A 17,806-nucleotide genomic window follows, 5' to 3' on the forward strand; every position below is an offset into this window, starting at 1 on the left:
TTCGCATTTTTTCATTTCGCGATTTGCTCATTACTACACCAACTAATATTTATTAGCTAATTATTATCAACTACTGAGGCAACAATGAAAAAGCAGTGGACACAAGACGAAGCACAATCGTGGTATGCGCAGCAGGGATGGCTATGCGGCTTTAACTATCTTCCGTCAACGGCGGTGAACTGGACCGATATCTGGCAGGCAGACACTTTCGATACGCAGACCATCGACCGTGAGCTCGGATGGGCGGCAAACGTCGGCTATAACACCCTGCGCATCAATCTGCCGTTTATTGTCTGGCAGCATGATCGTGATGGATTGATTGCCCGTATCGACCAGTTTCTGGCTCTGGCCGATAAACACGGCTTTCGTACAATGCTGACGCTGATGGACGACTGTGGATTCTCCGGCGATGAACCCTATCTTGGGCCGCAAAAAGCGCCGGTCCCCGGGAAACACAACAGCCAGGCGGCCGCCAGCCCGGGACGAGAAATCGTCTGTAACCGTAACGCCTGGCCGGAAGTCGAACGCTATTTACGTGATATTGTGCGCCGGTTTCGCGACGACCGTCGCGTGCTGCTCTGGGATCTGTATAACGAACCGGGCAATCGCGGCATTTTTTCAACCGGCACCGTCGAAATACTGTACGACGAAAAACTGGAGCATTACGCCCTGCAGCTCATGCAGGAAGCATTTCGTTGGGTACGGGAAGAGGATCCGACGCAGCCGCTTACCGTCTGCGTATGGAAATTAGCTGAAGAAATGGAAAATGAAGTTTTCTATCAGCACCCGTTAGACCAGACGGCGCTGGCGCTCTCCGATGTGATCAGCTTCCACGCCTACACCAATACTGCCCGGATGGTCGCCATTATTCACCAGCTACAGCAACTCGGGCGGCCGCTATTCTGCACCGAATGGCTGGCACGTCATGTTGGCAGTCTGATAGAGGAACAGCTCCCCCTGATGTTCGCCGCCAAAGTTGCCCCCTACCAGTGGGGACTCGTACGCGGCAAAACCCAGACCTGGCTACCGTGGCCTGTGGTGATGAAAAACTCGGCGGACTACTGCCGTCTGTGGTTCCACGATGTATTTGACGAAAACGGCATTCCGTTTTCCAAAGCCGAAATGGCGCTGGTGCATAAACTGAGCCGGATCGGCCTGTCTTCAGATAAAGCATAAAAACAATATCTCTACAGATGCGCCGCCCTACAATGGTCGGCGCTTGAGGGAACACACCATGAAAATACCTTCTCGTGAATTATGGTCCTATTTTGGCTATGGTTTAGGCCAGTGTTTTAGTTTTGGCTTAGTCGGTTCATTTATTAACTATTTTTATACTGACGTGCTGGGGATCTCCGCCCTGGCGGCAAGCACCATCTTTTTGATCGCCCGCGCATGGGATGCGATCCACGACCCGCTCTTCGCCAGCATTATGGACACGCTCAACAGCCGCTTCGGTAAGTTTCGCCACTTCCTGCTGATCGCCCCGCTGCTGATAACCGGCGTTACCCTGCTGGCGTTTTACAAAATTGAAGCCGATCTCACCACAAAGATCCTCTATGCCGGCGTTACCTATATTTTATGGGGGACTCTGTACGCTATTTCCGACATTCCGTTCTGGTCGATGTCATCCGTGATGACTAACGACTCCGGCCAGCGTACGCGCGCAGTGACCGCGGCGATGCTTGGGGTGAACGCGGGCATCGCCTGCGCAAATATATTCTTCCCCAAACTGGCGGCCTTTTTCGCCCAGTACAGCAATGACAAAGGCTATTTTATGGCCGCACTGGTGATGATGATGGTGGGGTTGCCGCTGATGCTAAACGGATTTATGCAGATTAAGGAGCGCGTGCCGCCCAGCCCGGAAAAAGTCACAATGCGAGATACCTTCCGCAACCTGCGCCGCAATAAGCCACTGTTTATTATTCTGCTGTCGTTTTTCTTTTGCGTTTTTCACAATGTCGCCAACGGCATTTACATCTACTTCTTTATCTATAACCTGGGTGATGCCAGCCTGCAAATGGCGATCGGCATAATGGGAATTGTTGCCGCCGTGCTCTGCCTGATTGCCCCGCTTCTCACCCGACATATGCAGAAACGCCGCCTGTTTATGATCCTTTGCGCGCTGGATATCCTCGTTCGTTTGCTGATGTGGTTTATCGGTTACCAGCATGTGGCAATACTGTTCCTGCTACTTGGTCTGAGTACACTGTTTGTCATGATGAGCAACATCCTGACGTCATCAATGATTGCTGATACCATCGAATACGCCGAATACCACACTCATCGCCGCTGTGCGGCCATCACCTTCTCTGGCCAGACGTTTACCGGCAAAATGTCTGTCGCCGTCGGCGGCGGCCTGATTGGCATCTGGCTAACCATGATAGGCTACATTCCGCAAGCACAAAGCCAGAGCGACAGCGTACTCACCGGACTGTTCTTCGGAATCTGCCTTCTTCCGGCCATCGGGTCGTTAATTCGCCTGCTTTGTATGTCCCGTTTTACCTTCACTGAAGAGAAACATGCGGAGATCTGTCGGCTGCTGGCACTACGCCGACAAAATGCGGAGGTTGATGCTGAAGCGCCGAACGCTGACGCGCGTCCGGCCTCGGTAAACTAACGTGCGATCCCCGGTGGGGTGAAATAGACTACCGGGGATTTATCCTTCCCTCTCATCAAAAACCTGCTGCGCCAGGTGCATCGTGGCATTAGCGGCAGGCAGGCCGCAGTATAGCGCGGCGTGCATAATCAGCTCTTTTAGCTCATCGCGCGTGACGCCGTTATTAAACGCCGCGCGCAGGTGCATTTTCAGCTCAGCTTCGCGGTTCAGGGCAATCAGCATGGCGATGGTGATCATGCTACGGGTATGGTGATCCAGTCCTGGACGGGTCCAGGTTTCTCCCCAGGCGTAGCGGGTGATAAAATCCTGAAACTCTTCATTAAGCGGCGTCAGTTTTTGCAGAGTTTTATCGACATGGCTGTCGCCGAGAACCTTGCGCCGCACCGACATACCCTGCTGATAACGCTGTTTATCGTCCATCCCGCGCCCCCTGAATAAAAGACAACAGCGCGGCGCTGAACGCCTCCGGCGCTTCAATGTTGGATAAATGCGACGCCGCCAGTACCGTTATTTCAGCGACAGGGATCTGTTGTTGCAGGAAATGCGCATCGTCCACAGTAGTGACAGGGTCACTTTCACCGGCAATAATCAATACCGGTACAGGAATCTGCGCCACCTCGCCGCGCAGATCGGCAGCAGCCAGCGCTTCACAGCAGGCCGCGTAACCTTCAGCGTCGCTGCGGGTTAACTGGTGGCATAGGGCTTCCACCACGTCCGGAGCTTGCTGGCGAAACTGGCGGGTAAACCAGCGATCGGCCGCGCCTGCGGCTACCACATCCATGCCTTCCTGACGAACCGCCCGGGCACGCGACAGCCAGCCCGCCTGGTCACCGATCCGCGCCGCAGTATTAGCAACAGCCAGACCGTAAAAACGCTCTGGCGCAAAGCGCCCCAGCCACAGGCCGGTCAATCCGCCCATCGAAATCCCGCAGAACCAGGCTTTGTCGATATTAAGATGATCGAGCAGCGCAATCACATCTTCCCCAAGCTGCGCCAGCGTCACTTTGCCGTTTTTCCGCGTTTCACCATGACCATGGGTGTCGTAGCGCAGGACGCGGAAATGCCGGGTCAGGGCGTCGAGCTGCGGCTGCCACATCGCCCGGGTAGTACCCAACGAGTTAGACAGTACGATGACCGGCCCGTCTTCCGGCCCGTCAATCTGATAATCAACATTCATTACGTTGCTCCTTATAGCGCGCCACAACCTGGCGCACGAAGCGTTCAGCGCTGCCGGTTGCCGTTGCCGGATCCAGCAGTTGCGTTAAACGGCTGGGGGTAAGGTGCTCACTGACCAGCGGATCGTTTTCCAGCACGCTTAATAGTGAGTACGATTGATCCAGCGCCTGACGACACAGGGCTTCAATGCGGCGATGGGCTTCGGCTTTGCCAGTAAATTCCGCCAGCGCCAGCGTCACCGCTTCCGCCATAATCAGACCATGAGTGATATCCAGGTCGGCGCGCATTTTATGCGGATACACCTGCATATCGCGCACCAGCGCGTCGCTCTGCGCCAGTGCGCCGCCGACCAAAGTAATCAGTTCAGGCAGTGTTTCCCACTCCGCCTGCCAGCCGCCAAGCGCCCGTTCGTGCTGCTGAATCTGAGCGGCGTACAGTGTCGCCACCAGCCCCGGCGTGCGTTGGGCGGCGGTCAAAATCGCCGCGCAGGAGACAGGATTGCGTTTATGCGGCATCGTGGACGATCCGCCGCGCCCTTCGGCAATCGGTTCGGCCACTTCCGCGACTTCGGTTTGCATCAGCAGGGAGAAGTCATTGGCGAATTTACCGAGAGTGCCGCAAACGCCAGCGTACCACGCCCCCACTTCTAACAACCGATCGCGCTGGCTGTGCCACGGCGTATCGGGAAGCGGCAGGTTAAGTGCTTTCGCCAGCGCGACGGCAACCTGCGGCGCCTGCGTCTTGAGGGAATCCAGCGTTCCCGCGGCGCCGCCAAATTGCAGCACCAGCACCCGCGAGCGCATCTCACGCAAACGGACTTGCCAGCGTAGCAGCGCATCCAGGGTCCCAGCCAGCTTGAGGCCAAAAGTTACCGGCAGCGCATGCTGCATCCAGGTCCGTCCGGGCATCACCGTGCCCCGATAACGTTCGGCCTGGCTGGCTAAAGCATCGAGCAGGCGCTGTAATAACGCCTCCGTGTCTGCCAGCGCACCGCGCAGTTGCAGAATAAAACCGCTATCAATCACATCCTGGCTGGTGGCTCCCCAGTGGACATAACGCGCCGCCGCGTCATCCTGCGCCTTAACCCGCGCGGTAAGCTGTTTTACCAGCGGAATGGCAAGGTTGCCCGCACTGGCAGCAGCCTGCCCTAACGCCTCAAAGTCGATTTGCTGGTGCCGACACGCTTCGAGAATAGGGTTTAGCGCCGCCTGCGGCACCAGCCCGCACTCAGCCTGCGCGCGGGCAAGCGCGGCTTCAAAATCCAGCATTCCCTGTACCCGCTGCGCATCGCTGAACCAGGCGGTCAACGGACTGGTGCGCATCATCGGGGTCAACAAACTCATTCCGGCTCCTTAAACGCGTTCAATAATCAGCGCGATCCCCTGACCGACGCCGATACACATGGTGCACAGCGCATAGCGCCCGCCGGTACGACGTAGCTGATATGCCGCGGTCATCGCCAGACGGCCGCCTGAAGCCCCCAGCGGGTGACCGAGCGCAATTGCGCCACCATTAGGGTTCACCTGCGCCGCATCATCGGGCAGCCCCAGATCGCGCATCACCGCCAGCGCCTGAGCGGCAAAGGCTTCATTCAGTTCAATGACATCCATTTGACCAAGGGTCAGCCCGGTTTGCGCCAGTACCTTGCGAACCGCCGGTGCCGGGCCAAACCCCATAATACGCGGCGCCACCCCTGCCGTCGCGACGCCAACTACGCGCGCCAGCGGTTGTAAATCATTCGCCGCCAGCGCCTGTTCGCTGGCTAACAGCAGCGCACAGGCGCCGTCGTTTACCCCGGACGCATTACCCGCCGTCACCGTGCCGTCGGCGCGGACGACTCCACGTAGCTTCGCCAGCGCTTCCGCCGAAGTGCTGCGCGGATGCTCATCGCGGGTAAAAAGCAACGCGTCGCCCTTACGCTGCGGAACCGAAACGGCGATTAGCTCGTCGGCAAAACGCCCGGCCTCCTGCGCCGCCGCCGTACGCTGCTGGCTACGCAGCGCAAAGGCATCCTGGTCCGCGCGCGAAATAGCAAAATCGTCCGCCACGTTTTCCGCTGTTTCCGGCATGGAATCCACCCCATACAGCGCTTTCATCTGCGGGTTGATAAAGCGCCAGCCGATGGTGGTATCTTCCATCCGCATTGTACGGCTAAAAGCGCTTTCGGCTTTGCCCGTCACAAAGGGCGCACGCGACATGCTTTCGACGCCGCCGGCGATCATCAGTTGAGTTTCACCGCTTTTAATCGCCCGCGCAGCAATGCCGATCGCATCAAGACTGGAACCACACAGGCGGTTCACGGTACTGCCCGGCACGCTATCCGGCAGCCCTGCCAGCAGCAACGCCATGCGGGCGACATTACGGTTATCTTCCCCGGCCTGGTTAGCACAACCGTAAATCACATCATCAATACGTGTCGGATCGAGGCCTGGGTTGCGTTCCAGTAGCGCGTTGAGCGGCAGCGCAGCGAGATCGTCGGCGCGTACGGTCGCCAGAGTGCCGCCAAAACGGCCGAACGGCGTACGTACCGCATCACAGATAAACGCCTGATTCATCTTAGGTTCCTTATGCGATTTCCGCCAGTTGTTCAAAGGTCAGCGCCACCGGGGTGATACGCTGCAGTTCCTCAAAAGAGAGGCCGTTAAAGATTTCCCGCACCACCGGGCCATTTTCGCTGATATCGATCACCGCCAGATCGGTATAGATACGGCTTACGCAGCGAACGCCGGTCAACGGGTAAGTGCAGTGCTCCACCAGCTTACATTCGCCGTTGCGAGTGAGATGATCCATCATCACAAACACCTGACGGGCGCCGATGGCCAGATCCATCGCGCCGCCGACCGCGGGTATCGCATCGGGCGCGCCGGTGCTCCAGTTCGCCAGATCGCCGCTGGCGGAAACCTGGTAGGCCCCAAGAACGCAGATATCAAGATGACCGCCGCGCATCATGGCGAAGGAGTCGCCGTGATGGAAATAGCAGCCGCCCTTAAGCAACGTCACGTACTCTTTCCCGGCGTTAATCAGATCCGGGTCCTCTTCCCCCGGCAACGGTTCCGGCCCCATCCCCAGCAGGCCGTTTTCACTGTGCAGGAAGATCTCCTTATCGGCCGGGAGATAGTTGGCGATACGGGTCGGTAAACCGATCCCCAGATTGACGTAAGCGCCTTCAGGAATATCACGGGCCACACGCTGGGCCATCTCATCGCGAGTGAGTTTTTGCATTACGGGCTCCTCAGGCGCTTTTAGCGGCATTCAGGTTTTCCAGGGAATAGACGCGCTGGACAAAAATACCCGGCGTGATGATGCTTTCCGGGTCGAGATCGCCCAGGGCCACCAGGTGCGAAACTTCGACAATAGTGGTTCTGGCGGCAGTGGCCATAATCGGGCCGAAGTTACGCGCCGCTTTGCGATAAACCAGGTTGCCCCAGCGGTCTGCCTGATAGGCTTTAATTAACGCGAAATCGGCTTTGATCGGATATTCGAGAACGTAATGACGGCCATCGATCTGGCGGGTTTCTTTGCCCTCAGCCAGCGGCGTCCCGTAACCGGTGGGGGTAAATATCCCGCCAAGCCCCGCGCCTGCCGCCTGAATACGCGCGGCGAGATTGCCCTGCGGGACCAGTTCCAGCGCCACTTTGCCGCGACGATACAGGTCGTCAAAAATCTGTGAGTCGACCTGACGCGGGAAAGAGCAGATCATTTTGCGCACCCGCCCGGCTTTCAGCAGCGCCGCAAGGCCGACTTCGCCATTACCCGCATTGTTGTTGATAATGGTTAAGTCGCGGGCTCCCTGTTCAATCAGGGCATCTATCAGGTATGTCGGCTGACCGGCAGGGCCAAAACCACCAATCATAATGGTCGCGCCATCGTGGATCCCGGCAATGGCATCACATAATGTCGACACGCTTTTATCAATCATCAGGTCGCTCCTGTATGTGCGGTAATCGCACTTTTATTCGTTGTTCGCACAAAATGTGACCCGCTTAACGATGCCGGTCAAGGGCGATAATCGAAATATGGTGCGATAATCGAACATCGTGTATCTTTAGCGAAAGAATGTGATCGGCGGCAAATACGGAGACGAAAATGGCGAAACATCCAGGCGATTTACTGACGGGCGATAGCGAACCGTTTAAGGGCGATCCGAACTTCATGGCGTCGCTGGCGCGCGGGCTGGAAGTGATCCAGGCGTTTACGCCGCAGCGTCCGCTGCTCTCCATTTCACAAATCAGTCAAAAGACCGGTATCCCGCGCGCGGCGGTGCGCCGCTGCCTGTACACGCTGAGCAAACTGGGGTTTGTCTATGCCGAAGATGGCAAAAACTTTCAGCTACGTCCGCGCATTCTGTCACTCGGCCACGCCTGGCTGGCATCAACCCCGCTGGCGCGTTCGGCACAGCCGGTGCTGAAACATTTAAGCGAAATGCTCAATGAATCCTGCTCCATTGCCACGCTTGATGGCGACGATATTCTGTATATTGCCCGCGCGTCGAGTTCACGAATAATGACCATCGATCTGGACATCGGCAGCCGTCTGCCCGCCTGGGCGACCTCTATGGGGCGCGTACTGCTGAGCCACCAGCCGGAGGAGAAGCTGAATGATATGCTGGGCCGGGTAACGATGATCCGCTATACCCCGCAAACCGTCGATTCGGTGGCAAAGCTGCGCGCGGAACTTAAGCGCATTCATCAGCAGGGCTATGCGCTTAACGATCAGGAACTGGAGATGGGACTGCGTTCGCTGGCGGTACCGCTGTTTAACCCGCAGGGGCAAATCCAGGCGGCGCTGAACGTCGGCGTGCATGCCGGGCAGGTATCAGCGCACGAGATGGTGGAGCGGGTCTTACCCGAATTACAGAAAGCCGCCCGGGAGTTAACCCTGCTGATGCGTTAGCGGCTATGTTTAGCGTGACGCTCCCAGTTTTCTTGCTTTGCCTCGGCCGATTTCCGCAGCGCCACATAACAGGCGCCGTTACCGCCGTGATGCGGCAATGCCGCGCAGAACGCCTGTACTTCCGGGAGTTCCACCAGCCAACGAGCGAGGTAACTGCGAATAATATTGGCATGGGCGTTGTCTTCGCGCCCTTTACCGTGAACGATCAGCAGATTGCGCAACCCTTCTTTTTGCGCCTGGACCACAAAAGCGAACAGCATTTGTCGACACTTTTCGACCGGCTGGCGCAGCAGATTAAGGCTTGCCTGCTGGCTGTACTTGCCGCGCCGGAGTTTCTCCAGCACTCCGCTTTGCAGACCTTCCCGTTTAAACTCCAGCGCGGTCGCCAGCGGCACAATGTCGAGATAACCGGTGGTCAGAAAATTATCGAGCTGCAGGGGATCAATTCGCTGCACAGTGCGACGATTGCGCACAGGAGACCAGTGAACGTCGTTATTACGTTTCAGAGGCTGAACGTCCTCCATGGCGCCAAGAAATAAGGATTTGTCGTCAAGGTTCATATGCGTTCCTCCTGCTCCAGCGACTACCGGGAGTTACTATAGCCGCGACGACGTTTGCTCACAATCCGTTTAGCGACAACGGTTGAGAAACAGACCCGTCGCGGCGCTCAGGGAAATAACTGACGGCTTTGACGTCGAAACTGGGTAATTAACGAGGCCGTTAACGGCGTTTGTCGTGTATCCCGTCGCTGGATGAGATAATAGGTCGCCTTTGGCAATACCTCGCGGATCGGGATCATGACCAGCTTATCCGCCATCATCGGATCGTTGCCTAACTCCAGCGGCAAAATACTGAGGAAATCGCTCTTCACCACCAGGCTAATACATGAAGAGAAGGTCTCGCAGACGATATCAACCTGTGGTATCTGTCCCGTCTGGTTAAACAGATCCTGCAGTTGCTTAAAGTAGCTGCCGCGCGGCGTCGGCATCGTCCAGTGGTGATCGAGCAGTTCAGCCAGTGAGGACGCCCCGATTGCGGGATGCCCACTGCGGGCAAATACCGCAAACGGTTTCTCAAACAGTTTTTCAAAGCTGAACTCATGATCGTAAGGGCCGGGATAATAGGTGTTGATAGTGAAATCAAGCTCACCCTGACGCAGTTCATTGATCATCGCCAGCAACTGCCCTTCCATGATCCGCACTTTCACCAGCGGATGGCGCTGATGAAAACGGCAAATCACCGATGGCATCAGCGAACGCGCGACGCTGGCGCCAAGGCCGATATTAATTTGCCCGGCCTGCTCCCCCTGCCGCTGCAACAGCTCTTCCTGCGCCACTCGCATCTCTTCAAGGATCAGACTCGCATGCTGGTAAAAACTTTCGCCATTTTCAGTCAGCGCCACCCCCTGGCGACGGCGCACAAATAACTGTGCGGAAAGCCCCTCTTCCAGATCTTTAATCGCTTTGGTCAGCGCTGGCTGCGAGATCTCCAGCGCCCGACTGGCGGCACGAATACTTCCCACGCGGGCGACCGCCACGAAGGCGCGAATTTGATGAAATTTGATCTGAAATGCCATGCCTGAATGATAACCAATGTTTATCAGAGAAAAGAAAATGACATCTACTGTAATACATCATGCTGTGGCAGGTTAATGGAGAAATCGCCAGAAAGACGGCGGTGATAAATGAAAACTATCACTAATTGAGCGCCGTCACACTTTTTTATTATGACAGGAAAGGTTATGCCGCAACTTCATGAATTCATCAGCCAGTTGGCGCCGCAAATGACGCAATGGCGTCGTGATTTTCACCTGCACGCCGAATCCGGCTGGCTGGAGTTCCGTACCGCCAGCATGGTCGCCGAGAGAGTAGACCAATACGGTTATCAACTGGCGCTCGGTCGCGATGTCATTGATGCCGAAAGCCGTATGGGGCTTCCCGATGACACGACGCTGGCGCAGGCCTGGCAACGCGCTCGTGAACAGGGGGCGCCCGAGCCCTGGCTGACCGCGTTTGAAGGCGGATTCGCTGGCGTCGTCGCGACCCTCGATACCGGGCGTCCCGGCCCGACGCTGGCATTTCGTGTCGATATGGATGCGCTCGATCTGAACGAGCAACACGACGATAACCATCGTCCGCATCGCGATAATTTTGCCTCCTGCAACCCAGGTATGATGCACGCCTGCGGTCATGACGGCCATACCGCCATTGGATTAGGGCTGGCCTGCGTGCTGAAACACTACGCGGCGCAGCTCAACGGTGTGATCAAGCTGATTTTCCAGCCAGCAGAGGAAGGAACCCGCGGCGCGCGCGCTATGGTCGCCGCGGGCGTACTTGATGATGTGGACTACTTCACCGCCATTCATATTGGCACTGGCGTCCCCACCGGTACCGTGGTCTGCGGTGGGGATAACTTTATGGCCACCACAAAATTCGACGTGCAGTTTAGCGGCGTGGCGGCCCATGCAGGCGGTAAACCGGAGGAGGGTCGCAACGCCCTTCTTGCCGCCGCACAGGCCGCACTGGGTCTGCATGCCATTGCGCCCCACAGCGCAGGCGCTTCCAGAGTGAACGTCGGCGTCCTGCAGGCCGGTACCGGGCGTAACATCGTTCCGTCTTCCGCATTGCTGAAAGTTGAAACCCGCGGCGAAACAGAAGCCATTAATCAGTATGTATTTGCGCGCGCGCAAAGCGTTATCGCCGGTGCTGCGGCGATGTACGACGCACGCTACGAACTTCGGCTAATGGGCGCCGCGACCGCCAGTTCCCCTTCTCCGGCATGGGTGCGCTACCTGCGTGAACAGGCGTCTCAGGTGCCGGGCGTTGAACATGCCGTCGATCGCATTGCCGCACCGGCAGGATCTGAAGACGCCACGCTGATGATGGCCCGGGTACAGGAACGCGGTGGACTTGCCTCCTACATGATTTTCGGCACCGAATTAAGTGCCGGTCACCACAATGAAAAATTTGATTTCGACGAAAGCGTCATGACGATAGCGGTCGAGACGCTGGCGCGGGTCGCGCTCAATTTTCCCTGGCAGCGAGGCGTGTGATGGAAAAAATCTATCCATTTGTCGATGAGGTAATTGAAGCGCGGCGCGCGGATTTTTGCGCGATCGCCGATGATATCTGGGATCATCCGGAAACCCGATTCCAGGAGTTCTGGTCTGCCGGGCGGCTCGCCACGGCGCTGGAAGCTGAAGGCTTCCAGTTGACCCGCAATGCCGGCGGCATCCCCAACGCCTTTATCGCCAGCATCGGTCAGGGGAGACCGGTGATCGCCCTGCTTGGGGAATATGACGCGCTGGCCGGGCTCAGTCAGCGTGCTCATCATGCTGAGCCGTTCTCCGTCACACCGGGAGAGAACGGCCACGGCTGCGGACACAACCTGCTGGGCACCGCCGCGTTCGCCGCCGCAGTCGCGGCAAAACACTGGCTTCTACAGCAGGGCGGCAGCGGTACCCTGCGTTTCTACGGTTGTCCAGGTGAAGAAGGCGGCTCCGGGAAAACCTTTATGGTGCGGGAAGGGCTATTTGACGACATTGATGCCGCCCTGACCTGGCACCCGGAAGCCTGGGCTGGCATGTTCAGCACCAGCACGCTCGCCAATATTCAAGCCGCGTGGCGCTTCACCGGTACGGCGGCACATGCGGCAAACTCACCCCATCTTGGCCGCAGCGCGCTGGATGCTGTAACCCTGATGACCACGGGGAGCAACTTTCTCAACGAACACATTATCGAAAAAGCGCGGGTGCATTACGCCATCACCGATACCGGCGGGGTATCGCCTAACGTTGTGCAGGCGCAGGCTGAAGTGCTGTATTTAATCCGGGCGCCGGAAATGGCCGATGTTCGGCAAATTTTCTCCCGTATTGAAAAGATCGCTCAGGGGGCCGCCCTGATGACTGAAACTCACGTCAGTTGTCGCATTGAAAAAGCCTGTTCCAGTTACCTGCCTAACCGTACGCTGGAAGCCGCAATGTATCAGGCGCTGAGCCATTACGGTACGCCGCAGTGGAGTGATGAAGAACGCGCCTTCGCCAGCAAAATCCGCGCCACGCTCAGCGCCAGCGATATCAATAACAGCCTGACAAATATTGCGCACACCGGCGGTGAAGAGGGTAAAGCCTTTGCCCGCCGTCACCGCCATACGCTGCTGATTGATGAAGTCGCGCCCTGGGCTGCAACGGATAACGTGCTTGCCGGTTCGACCGATGTCGGCGATGTCAGCTGGAAAGCGCCGGTGGCCCAGTGCTTTAGTCCCTGCTTCGCCATCGGTACGCCGTTGCATTCCTGGCAACTGGTTAGCCAGGGGAGAACCTCTGTCGCCCATAAAGGGATGCTGCTGGCCGGTAAAGTTCTGGGCGCAACGGCGATCCGTTTGTTCAGCGATAAGCCGTTACTGGAAAGCAGTCAGCAAGAGCTGGCTCAGGCACTGGTCGACACCCCCTACCAGTGCCCGATCCCACAAGACGTCATACCATCGGTTTTAAAATAACAACATAAAAAAACAAGCAACAACCCGACTGGATTTTGTACGGCATGACGGCAGTCGCCAACAAAAATAACCGCCGACAGAACCTGGGTCCGCAACACAACTAACACAACATCGATAACTGAGGAACGTCCATGAGTATGTCATCCATACCCTCGCCTGGACCCAGCGGTAAGCTGTATGGCTGGGTTGAAAAAATAGGGAATAAAGTCCCGCATCCGTTTTTGCTTTTTATTTACCTGATTGTGGTGCTGATGACCGCCACCGCAATACTTTCCGCGCTGGATGTCGGCGTGCAGAATCCTGCCGATGGTTCGAGGGTGATGGTAAAGAATCTGCTCAGCGTTGAAGGTCTGCACTGGTTTTTGCCGAATGTGATTAAAAACTTCAGCGGCTTTGCACCGCTGGGCGCGATTCTGGCGCTGGTGCTCGGCGCCGGGTTTGCCGAACGCGTGGGTATGCTACCCTCGCTGATGGTGAAGATGTCATCCCATGTCAGCGCGCGCTACGCCAGCTATATGGTGCTGTTTATCGCCTTTTTCAGCCATATCTCGTCCGATGCGGCGCTGGTGATTATGCCGCCGCTTGGCGCGCTGATGTTTCTCGCCGTGGGCCGCCATCCGGTGGCGGGTCTGCTGGCGGCGATCGCAGGCGTCGGCTGCGGGTTTACCGCTAATTTACTGATCGTTACCACCGACGTCCTGCTCTCTGGCATCAGTACCGAAGCGGCAAAAACGCTCGATGCCTCGCTACACGTCAGCGTTATCGATAACTGGTATTTTATGGCGACCTCAGTCATTGTCCTGACGCTGGTCGGCGGACTGGTCACTGATAAGTTGATCGAGCCGCGTCTGGGAAAGTGGCATGGAAAAAGCGATGAAACGCTGCAGACGTTAACGGCAGAGCAACATTTCGGTTTGCGTGTCGCGGGCATTGCCGCACTGCTCTTTGTGGCGGTTATCGCGCTGATGGTAGTACCAGAAAACGGTATCCTGCGCGATCCTGTCACGCACACCGTAATGCCCTCGCCATTTATAAAAAGCATCGTACCGCTGATTATCTTTTTCTTCTTTGTCGTGTCATTAGCTTACGGTATCGCCACGGGCAAAATTCGCCGTCAGGCCGATCTGCCGCAGTTAATGATTGAACCGATGAAAGAGATGGCGGGGTTTATCGTCATGGTCTTTCCGCTGGCCCAGTTCGTCGCCATGTTCAACTGGAGTAACATGGGCAAATTCATCGCTGTCGGCTTAACAGACATTCTGCAGAGCACCGGAATGAACGGAATACCGGCGTTTCTCGGTCTTGCATTGCTGTCGGCATTTTTATGTATGTTCATCGCCAGTGGTTCGGCAATCTGGTCAATTCTGGCGCCAATCTTCGTGCCGATGTTTATGCTGCTGGGCTTTCACCCGGCATTTGCGCAGATCCTGTTCCGCATTGCTGATTCGTCAGTGTTACCGCTCGCGCCAGTATCGCCTTTTATACCGTTGTTCCTCGGTTTTTTGCAGCGTTACCGACCTGATGCCAAACTGGGCACTTACTACTCGCTGGTATTACCCTATCCGCTGATTTTCTTAGCCGTCTGGCTGCTGCTTCTGGTGGGGTGGTACCTGATGGGACTGCCTATCGGCCCCGGTATTTATCCACGATTACATTAACGTCATCATCGGTCAGGGACGGCCACCGAATATTTAACAAAGGACTGCGTTAACGGTTCAGTTACGTCACGTTTCGGTTTGTATTTATTATTCAATAACCTTTTAGCAGTATAGTTTGCCGACATAACGCCGTGATATTGTGGCCTATTGCCGAATAGAGTCTCAATGAAGGAATACCGATGCTGACGCTGTTGCAGGACAAAATCGACACCCCGCTGGGGCCACTGTGGGTGATTTGTGATGAGCAGTACCACTTACGCGCCGTGGAATGGGAAGAACATAGCGACCGCATGGCACAACTGCTGGATCTACACTATCGCAGTGAGGGATATCGACGTACTTCCGCCGTGAATCCTGGTGGGTTAAGCAGCAAACTCGCCGATTATTTCGCGGGGGATCTGCGTGTCATCGACACACTCCCCACCGCCACGGCAGGTACGCCGTTTCAACGGGACGTCTGGAACACGCTGCGCACAATCCCCTGTGGTCAGGTGATGCACTACGGCCAGCTTGCTGAAGCCCTGGGGCGTCCCGGCGCGGCGCGTGCGGTTGGCGCAGCTAATGGCGCGAACCCTGTTAGTATTGTGGTGCCCTGCCATCGGGTGATCGGGCGTAATGGCACAATGACCGGATACGCCGGCGGCGTACAGCGAAAAGAGTGGTTATTGCGCCACGAGGGCTATTTGCTCCTTTGAGCATAAATGCTTTTTCTGGAATCTTTTGGTAATTTTACAATTAAAATTACTCAGATAACTCATTTTTAAACAAGCTGTTAGGATTAATCATTGATTTCCCCTCCTAATATTGCGTCTTTGAGACGTTCTGGACTTACCTGCTCATCAAAAAGATGTTAAAATTGACTAATATCAATTAAAGCCTGAGCAGACTTATGATCCCGGAAAAGCGAATTATACGACGCATTCAGTCTGGTGGTTGTGCAATCCATTGCCAGGATTGCAGTATTAGCCAGCTTTGCATCCCTTTCACTCTGAACGAGCATGAGCTTGATCAGCTTGATAACATCATTGAGCGAAAAAAGCCGATCCAGAAAGGACAGACCTTATTCAAAGCTGGTGATGAGCTGAAATCGCTGTATGCAATTCGTTCTGGCACCATTAAAAGCTACACCATCACCGAACAGGGCGATGAGCAAATCACCGGTTTCCATCTGGCAGGCGATCTGGTTGGCTTTGACGCCATCGGCACCGGTCATCATCCGAGCTTTGCCCAGGCGCTGGAAACCTCAATGGTCTGCGAAATTCCGTTCGAAACGCTGGACGATCTTTCTGGCAAAATGCCCAATTTGCGTCAGCAGATGATGCGTCTCATGAGCGGCGAAATTAAAGGCGATCAGGATATGATTCTGCTGCTTTCCAAAAAGAACGCAGAAGAGCGTCTGGCGGCCTTTATCTACAACCTGTCTCGTCGTTTCGCCCAGCGCGGCTTTTCCCCGCGTGAATTCCGCCTCACGATGACCCGCGGCGATATTGGCAACTATCTGGGTCTGACGGTTGAAACCATCAGTCGCCTGCTGGGGCGTTTCCAGAAAAGCGGCATGCTGGCGGTGAAAGGGAAATACATCACCATCGAAAATAGTGACCTGCTGGCGCAACTTGCTGGCCAGGCTCGTAACGTCGCCTGATAACCCTTCCGTTTCCCGGTCAGATCGCGAATTTTTTCTAATTTGTTGATCTGACCTGGTTCATCCTCTGTTTCATTCCATCCATATAGGTTATCTTTTAATAACAGACTGTGGTGACAGTTGTAAGGAGCCCCTGTATGGCGAAGTATCAAAACATGCTGGTAGTCATCGACCCCAATCAGGACGATCAGCCTGCATTGCGGCGTGCGGTGTATCTGCACCAACGGATTGGTGGACGCATCAAAGCCTTTTTGCCGATCTATGATTTTTCTTATGAAATGACCACCCTGCTGTCTCCGGACGAGCGTACAGCGATGCGCCAGGGCGTCATCGGGCAGCGTACTGCCTGGATCCGTGAACAGGCCAAATTTTATATTGAGTCCGGCGTCCCCATTGATATTAAGGTCGTGTGGCATAACCGTCCTTTCGAGGCCATTATTCAGGAAATCATCAGCGATAAGCATGATTTAGTCCTGAAGATGGCGCATCAGCACGACAAACTGGAAGCCGTGATATTCACGCCCACCGACTGGCATCTGCTGCGCAAATGCCCATGCCCGGTATGGATGGTCAAAGATCAGCCGTGGCCGGAAGGGGGTAAAGCGCTGGTCGCGGTCAACCTTGCCAGCGAAGAGAACTATCATGATGCGCTTAATGAAAAGCTGGTAAGAGAGACGATCGAACTGGCGGAACAGGTTAATCATACCGAAGTGCATTTGGTTAGCGCGTATCCGGTCACGCCAATCAACATCGCCATTGAACTCCCTGATTTTGACCCCAGCGTATATAACGATGCCATCCGTGGCCAGCATCTGCTGGCAATGAAGGCGTTACGGCAGAAATTCGGCATTGATGAAAACCGTACCCACGTTGAAAAAGGCTTACCTGAAGAGGTGATCCCCGATCTGTCGGAGCATTTGCAGGCAGGTATCGTTGTGTTGGGGACGATTGGTCGTACAGGACTGTCGGCGGCCTTCCTCGGCAATACTGCTGAACAGGTTATCGACCACCTGCGCTGCGACCTGCTGGCGCTGAAGCCGGATCAGTACCAGACGCCAGTGGAGCTGGATGACGAAGAAGATGATTAGCCCGGCGTTTACTTCGTGTCTTCCGCCGCGCGGTTAAGCCATTCGCAATGACTTAACCGCGCCTTATGGCCTGAAGGGAGCGTTAATTGATAGTTTTGCGGCGTGAACCGCTTCACGTCGCTTTATCCGATCCAGCGCCTGTCCCAGGATGCGCGCCTGCACCCTCGCCGGCTTCCTGATATGCTCCCCCGCGGTAGGCCAGCAATAAATCTGCGGCGACAGGAGTCGTGAAAAT

At 55.9% G+C, this 17,806-nt stretch carries 17 protein-coding genes; 9 read left to right on the forward strand and 8 right to left on the reverse strand.

Annotated elements, in window-relative coordinates; genetic code table 11:
- Positions 1 to 84 precede the first annotated feature (84 nt).
- Positions 85 to 1,176: a cellulase family glycosylhydrolase gene (locus tag FE839_RS02885; RefSeq protein WP_138358941.1), complete on the forward strand. Its 1,092-nt coding sequence runs from the start codon at positions 85 to 87 to the stop codon at positions 1,174 to 1,176.
- Between the two features lie 58 nt (positions 1,177 to 1,234).
- Positions 1,235 to 2,617, forward strand: a complete 1,383-nt coding sequence (locus FE839_RS02890) for an MFS transporter (RefSeq protein WP_138358943.1) — start codon at positions 1,235 to 1,237, stop codon at positions 2,615 to 2,617.
- 39 nt (positions 2,618 to 2,656) lie between these two features.
- Here the strand turns inward: FE839_RS02890 and pcaC are convergent, their stop codons facing one another.
- From pcaC to FE839_RS02920, 6 genes are read right to left on the reverse strand one after another with little or no spacing between them, the layout of a single operon-like run.
- The gene (gene pcaC, locus FE839_RS02895; RefSeq protein ID WP_138358945.1) at positions 2,657 to 3,037 is read right to left on the reverse strand and encodes a 4-carboxymuconolactone decarboxylase; all 381 of its coding nucleotides are present in this window, start codon (positions 3,035 to 3,037) and stop codon (positions 2,657 to 2,659) included.
- On the reverse strand, positions 3,027 to 3,794 hold the full coding sequence (pcaD, locus tag FE839_RS02900) for a 3-oxoadipate enol-lactonase (RefSeq protein WP_138358947.1): 768 nt from the start codon (positions 3,792 to 3,794) through the stop codon (positions 3,027 to 3,029). The genes pcaC and pcaD overlap by 11 nt, the downstream gene beginning before the upstream one ends.
- A complete protein-coding gene (locus FE839_RS02905) occupies positions 3,784 to 5,136 on the reverse strand; it encodes a 3-carboxy-cis,cis-muconate cycloisomerase (RefSeq protein ID WP_138358949.1) in 1,353 nt (450 codons plus the stop codon). The genes pcaD and FE839_RS02905 overlap by 11 nt, the downstream gene beginning before the upstream one ends.
- A 9-nt stretch (positions 5,137 to 5,145) precedes the next feature.
- The gene (gene pcaF / locus FE839_RS02910; protein ID WP_138358951.1) at positions 5,146 to 6,348 is read right to left on the reverse strand and encodes a 3-oxoadipyl-CoA thiolase; all 1,203 of its coding nucleotides are present in this window, start codon (positions 6,346 to 6,348) and stop codon (positions 5,146 to 5,148) included.
- A gap of 10 nt (positions 6,349 to 6,358) precedes the next feature.
- Positions 6,359 to 7,015, reverse strand: coding sequence for a 3-oxoacid CoA-transferase subunit B (locus FE839_RS02915; protein WP_138358953.1), 657 nt, complete (start codon positions 7,013 to 7,015; stop codon positions 6,359 to 6,361).
- Between the two features lie 10 nt (positions 7,016 to 7,025).
- Positions 7,026 to 7,712, reverse strand: a complete 687-nt coding sequence (locus tag FE839_RS02920) for a 3-oxoacid CoA-transferase subunit A (protein ID WP_138358955.1) — start codon at positions 7,710 to 7,712, stop codon at positions 7,026 to 7,028.
- A 167-nt stretch (positions 7,713 to 7,879) separates the two neighbouring features.
- Here FE839_RS02920 and FE839_RS02925 point away from each other — a divergent pair, with 167 nt between their 5' ends.
- Positions 7,880 to 8,686, forward strand: coding sequence for an IclR family transcriptional regulator domain-containing protein (locus FE839_RS02925; RefSeq protein ID WP_138358957.1), 807 nt, complete (start codon positions 7,880 to 7,882; stop codon positions 8,684 to 8,686).
- Here FE839_RS02925 and smrA read toward each other — a convergent pair.
- Both smrA and FE839_RS02935 read right to left on the reverse strand, forming a co-directional pair.
- The gene (gene smrA / locus FE839_RS02930; protein ID WP_138358959.1) at positions 8,683 to 9,246 is read right to left on the reverse strand and encodes a DNA endonuclease SmrA; all 564 of its coding nucleotides are present in this window, start codon (positions 9,244 to 9,246) and stop codon (positions 8,683 to 8,685) included. The genes FE839_RS02925 and smrA overlap by 4 nt on opposite strands.
- 107 nt (positions 9,247 to 9,353) lie before the next feature.
- Entirely contained in the window at positions 9,354 to 10,262 is a 909-nt protein-coding gene (locus tag FE839_RS02935; protein WP_138358961.1) for a LysR family transcriptional regulator, read from the reverse strand.
- Positions 10,263 to 10,427: 165 nt separating this feature from the next.
- On the opposite strand from FE839_RS02935, the gene FE839_RS02940 reads away from it, so the two are divergent.
- The 6 genes from FE839_RS02940 (at position 10,428) to uspE (ending at position 17,571) form a co-directional block, all read left to right on the forward strand.
- Entirely contained in the window at positions 10,428 to 11,738 is a 1,311-nt protein-coding gene (locus tag FE839_RS02940) for a M20 family metallo-hydrolase (RefSeq protein ID WP_138358963.1), read from the forward strand.
- Positions 11,738 to 13,183 (forward strand): M20 family metallopeptidase, encoded by a 1,446-nt coding sequence (locus tag FE839_RS02945; protein ID WP_138358965.1) that lies wholly within the window; start codon positions 11,738 to 11,740, stop codon positions 13,181 to 13,183. The genes FE839_RS02940 and FE839_RS02945 overlap by 1 nt, the downstream gene beginning before the upstream one ends.
- A gap of 131 nt (positions 13,184 to 13,314) precedes the next feature.
- Positions 13,315 to 14,841 (forward strand): p-aminobenzoyl-glutamate transporter, encoded by a 1,527-nt coding sequence (gene abgT, locus FE839_RS02950; RefSeq protein ID WP_138358967.1) that lies wholly within the window; start codon positions 13,315 to 13,317, stop codon positions 14,839 to 14,841.
- Positions 14,842 to 15,020: 179 nt separating this feature from the next.
- Positions 15,021 to 15,536, forward strand: coding sequence for a methylated-DNA--[protein]-cysteine S-methyltransferase (ogt, locus tag FE839_RS02955; protein ID WP_138358969.1), 516 nt, complete (start codon positions 15,021 to 15,023; stop codon positions 15,534 to 15,536).
- Between the two features lie 194 nt (positions 15,537 to 15,730).
- The gene (gene fnr, locus FE839_RS02960; protein WP_004102577.1) at positions 15,731 to 16,483 is read left to right on the forward strand and encodes a fumarate/nitrate reduction transcriptional regulator Fnr; all 753 of its coding nucleotides are present in this window, start codon (positions 15,731 to 15,733) and stop codon (positions 16,481 to 16,483) included.
- Between the two features lie 137 nt (positions 16,484 to 16,620).
- The gene (gene uspE, locus FE839_RS02965; RefSeq protein ID WP_138358971.1) at positions 16,621 to 17,571 is read left to right on the forward strand and encodes a universal stress protein UspE; all 951 of its coding nucleotides are present in this window, start codon (positions 16,621 to 16,623) and stop codon (positions 17,569 to 17,571) included.
- The last annotated feature ends 235 nt before the right edge of the window (positions 17,572 to 17,806 follow it).

The sequence above is a fragment of the Klebsiella indica genome (assembly GCF_005860775.1).
Lineage (GTDB): Bacteria > Pseudomonadota > Gammaproteobacteria > Enterobacterales > Enterobacteriaceae > Klebsiella > Klebsiella indica.

Excerpts from the sequence above, each read along its gene's own strand:
- FE839_RS02885 (WP_138358941.1), top strand. The coding sequence starts at position 85 with ATGAAAAAGCAGTGGACACAAGACGAAGCACAATCGTGGTATGCGCAG.
- FE839_RS02890 (WP_138358943.1), top strand. The coding sequence starts at position 1,235 with ATGAAAATACCTTCTCGTGAATTATGGTCCTATTTTGGCTATGGTTTA.
- pcaC (WP_138358945.1), bottom strand. The coding sequence starts at position 3,037 with ATGGACGATAAACAGCGTTATCAGCAGGGTATGTCGGTGCGGCGCAAG.
- pcaD (WP_138358947.1), bottom strand. The coding sequence starts at position 3,794 with ATGAATGTTGATTATCAGATTGACGGGCCGGAAGACGGGCCGGTCATC.
- FE839_RS02905 (WP_138358949.1), bottom strand. The coding sequence starts at position 5,136 with ATGAGTTTGTTGACCCCGATGATGCGCACCAGTCCGTTGACCGCCTGG.
- pcaF (WP_138358951.1), bottom strand. The coding sequence starts at position 6,348 with ATGAATCAGGCGTTTATCTGTGATGCGGTACGTACGCCGTTCGGCCGT.
- FE839_RS02915 (WP_138358953.1), bottom strand. The coding sequence starts at position 7,015 with ATGCAAAAACTCACTCGCGATGAGATGGCCCAGCGTGTGGCCCGTGAT.
- FE839_RS02920 (WP_138358955.1), bottom strand. The coding sequence starts at position 7,712 with ATGATTGATAAAAGCGTGTCGACATTATGTGATGCCATTGCCGGGATC.
- FE839_RS02925 (WP_138358957.1), top strand. The coding sequence starts at position 7,880 with ATGGCGAAACATCCAGGCGATTTACTGACGGGCGATAGCGAACCGTTT.
- smrA (WP_138358959.1), bottom strand. The coding sequence starts at position 9,246 with ATGAACCTTGACGACAAATCCTTATTTCTTGGCGCCATGGAGGACGTT.
- FE839_RS02935 (WP_138358961.1), bottom strand. The coding sequence starts at position 10,262 with ATGGCATTTCAGATCAAATTTCATCAAATTCGCGCCTTCGTGGCGGTC.
- FE839_RS02940 (WP_138358963.1), top strand. The coding sequence starts at position 10,428 with ATGCCGCAACTTCATGAATTCATCAGCCAGTTGGCGCCGCAAATGACG.
- FE839_RS02945 (WP_138358965.1), top strand. The coding sequence starts at position 11,738 with ATGGAAAAAATCTATCCATTTGTCGATGAGGTAATTGAAGCGCGGCGC.
- abgT (WP_138358967.1), top strand. The coding sequence starts at position 13,315 with ATGAGTATGTCATCCATACCCTCGCCTGGACCCAGCGGTAAGCTGTAT.
- ogt (WP_138358969.1), top strand. The coding sequence starts at position 15,021 with ATGCTGACGCTGTTGCAGGACAAAATCGACACCCCGCTGGGGCCACTG.
- fnr (WP_004102577.1), top strand. The coding sequence starts at position 15,731 with ATGATCCCGGAAAAGCGAATTATACGACGCATTCAGTCTGGTGGTTGT.
- uspE (WP_138358971.1), top strand. The coding sequence starts at position 16,621 with ATGGCGAAGTATCAAAACATGCTGGTAGTCATCGACCCCAATCAGGAC.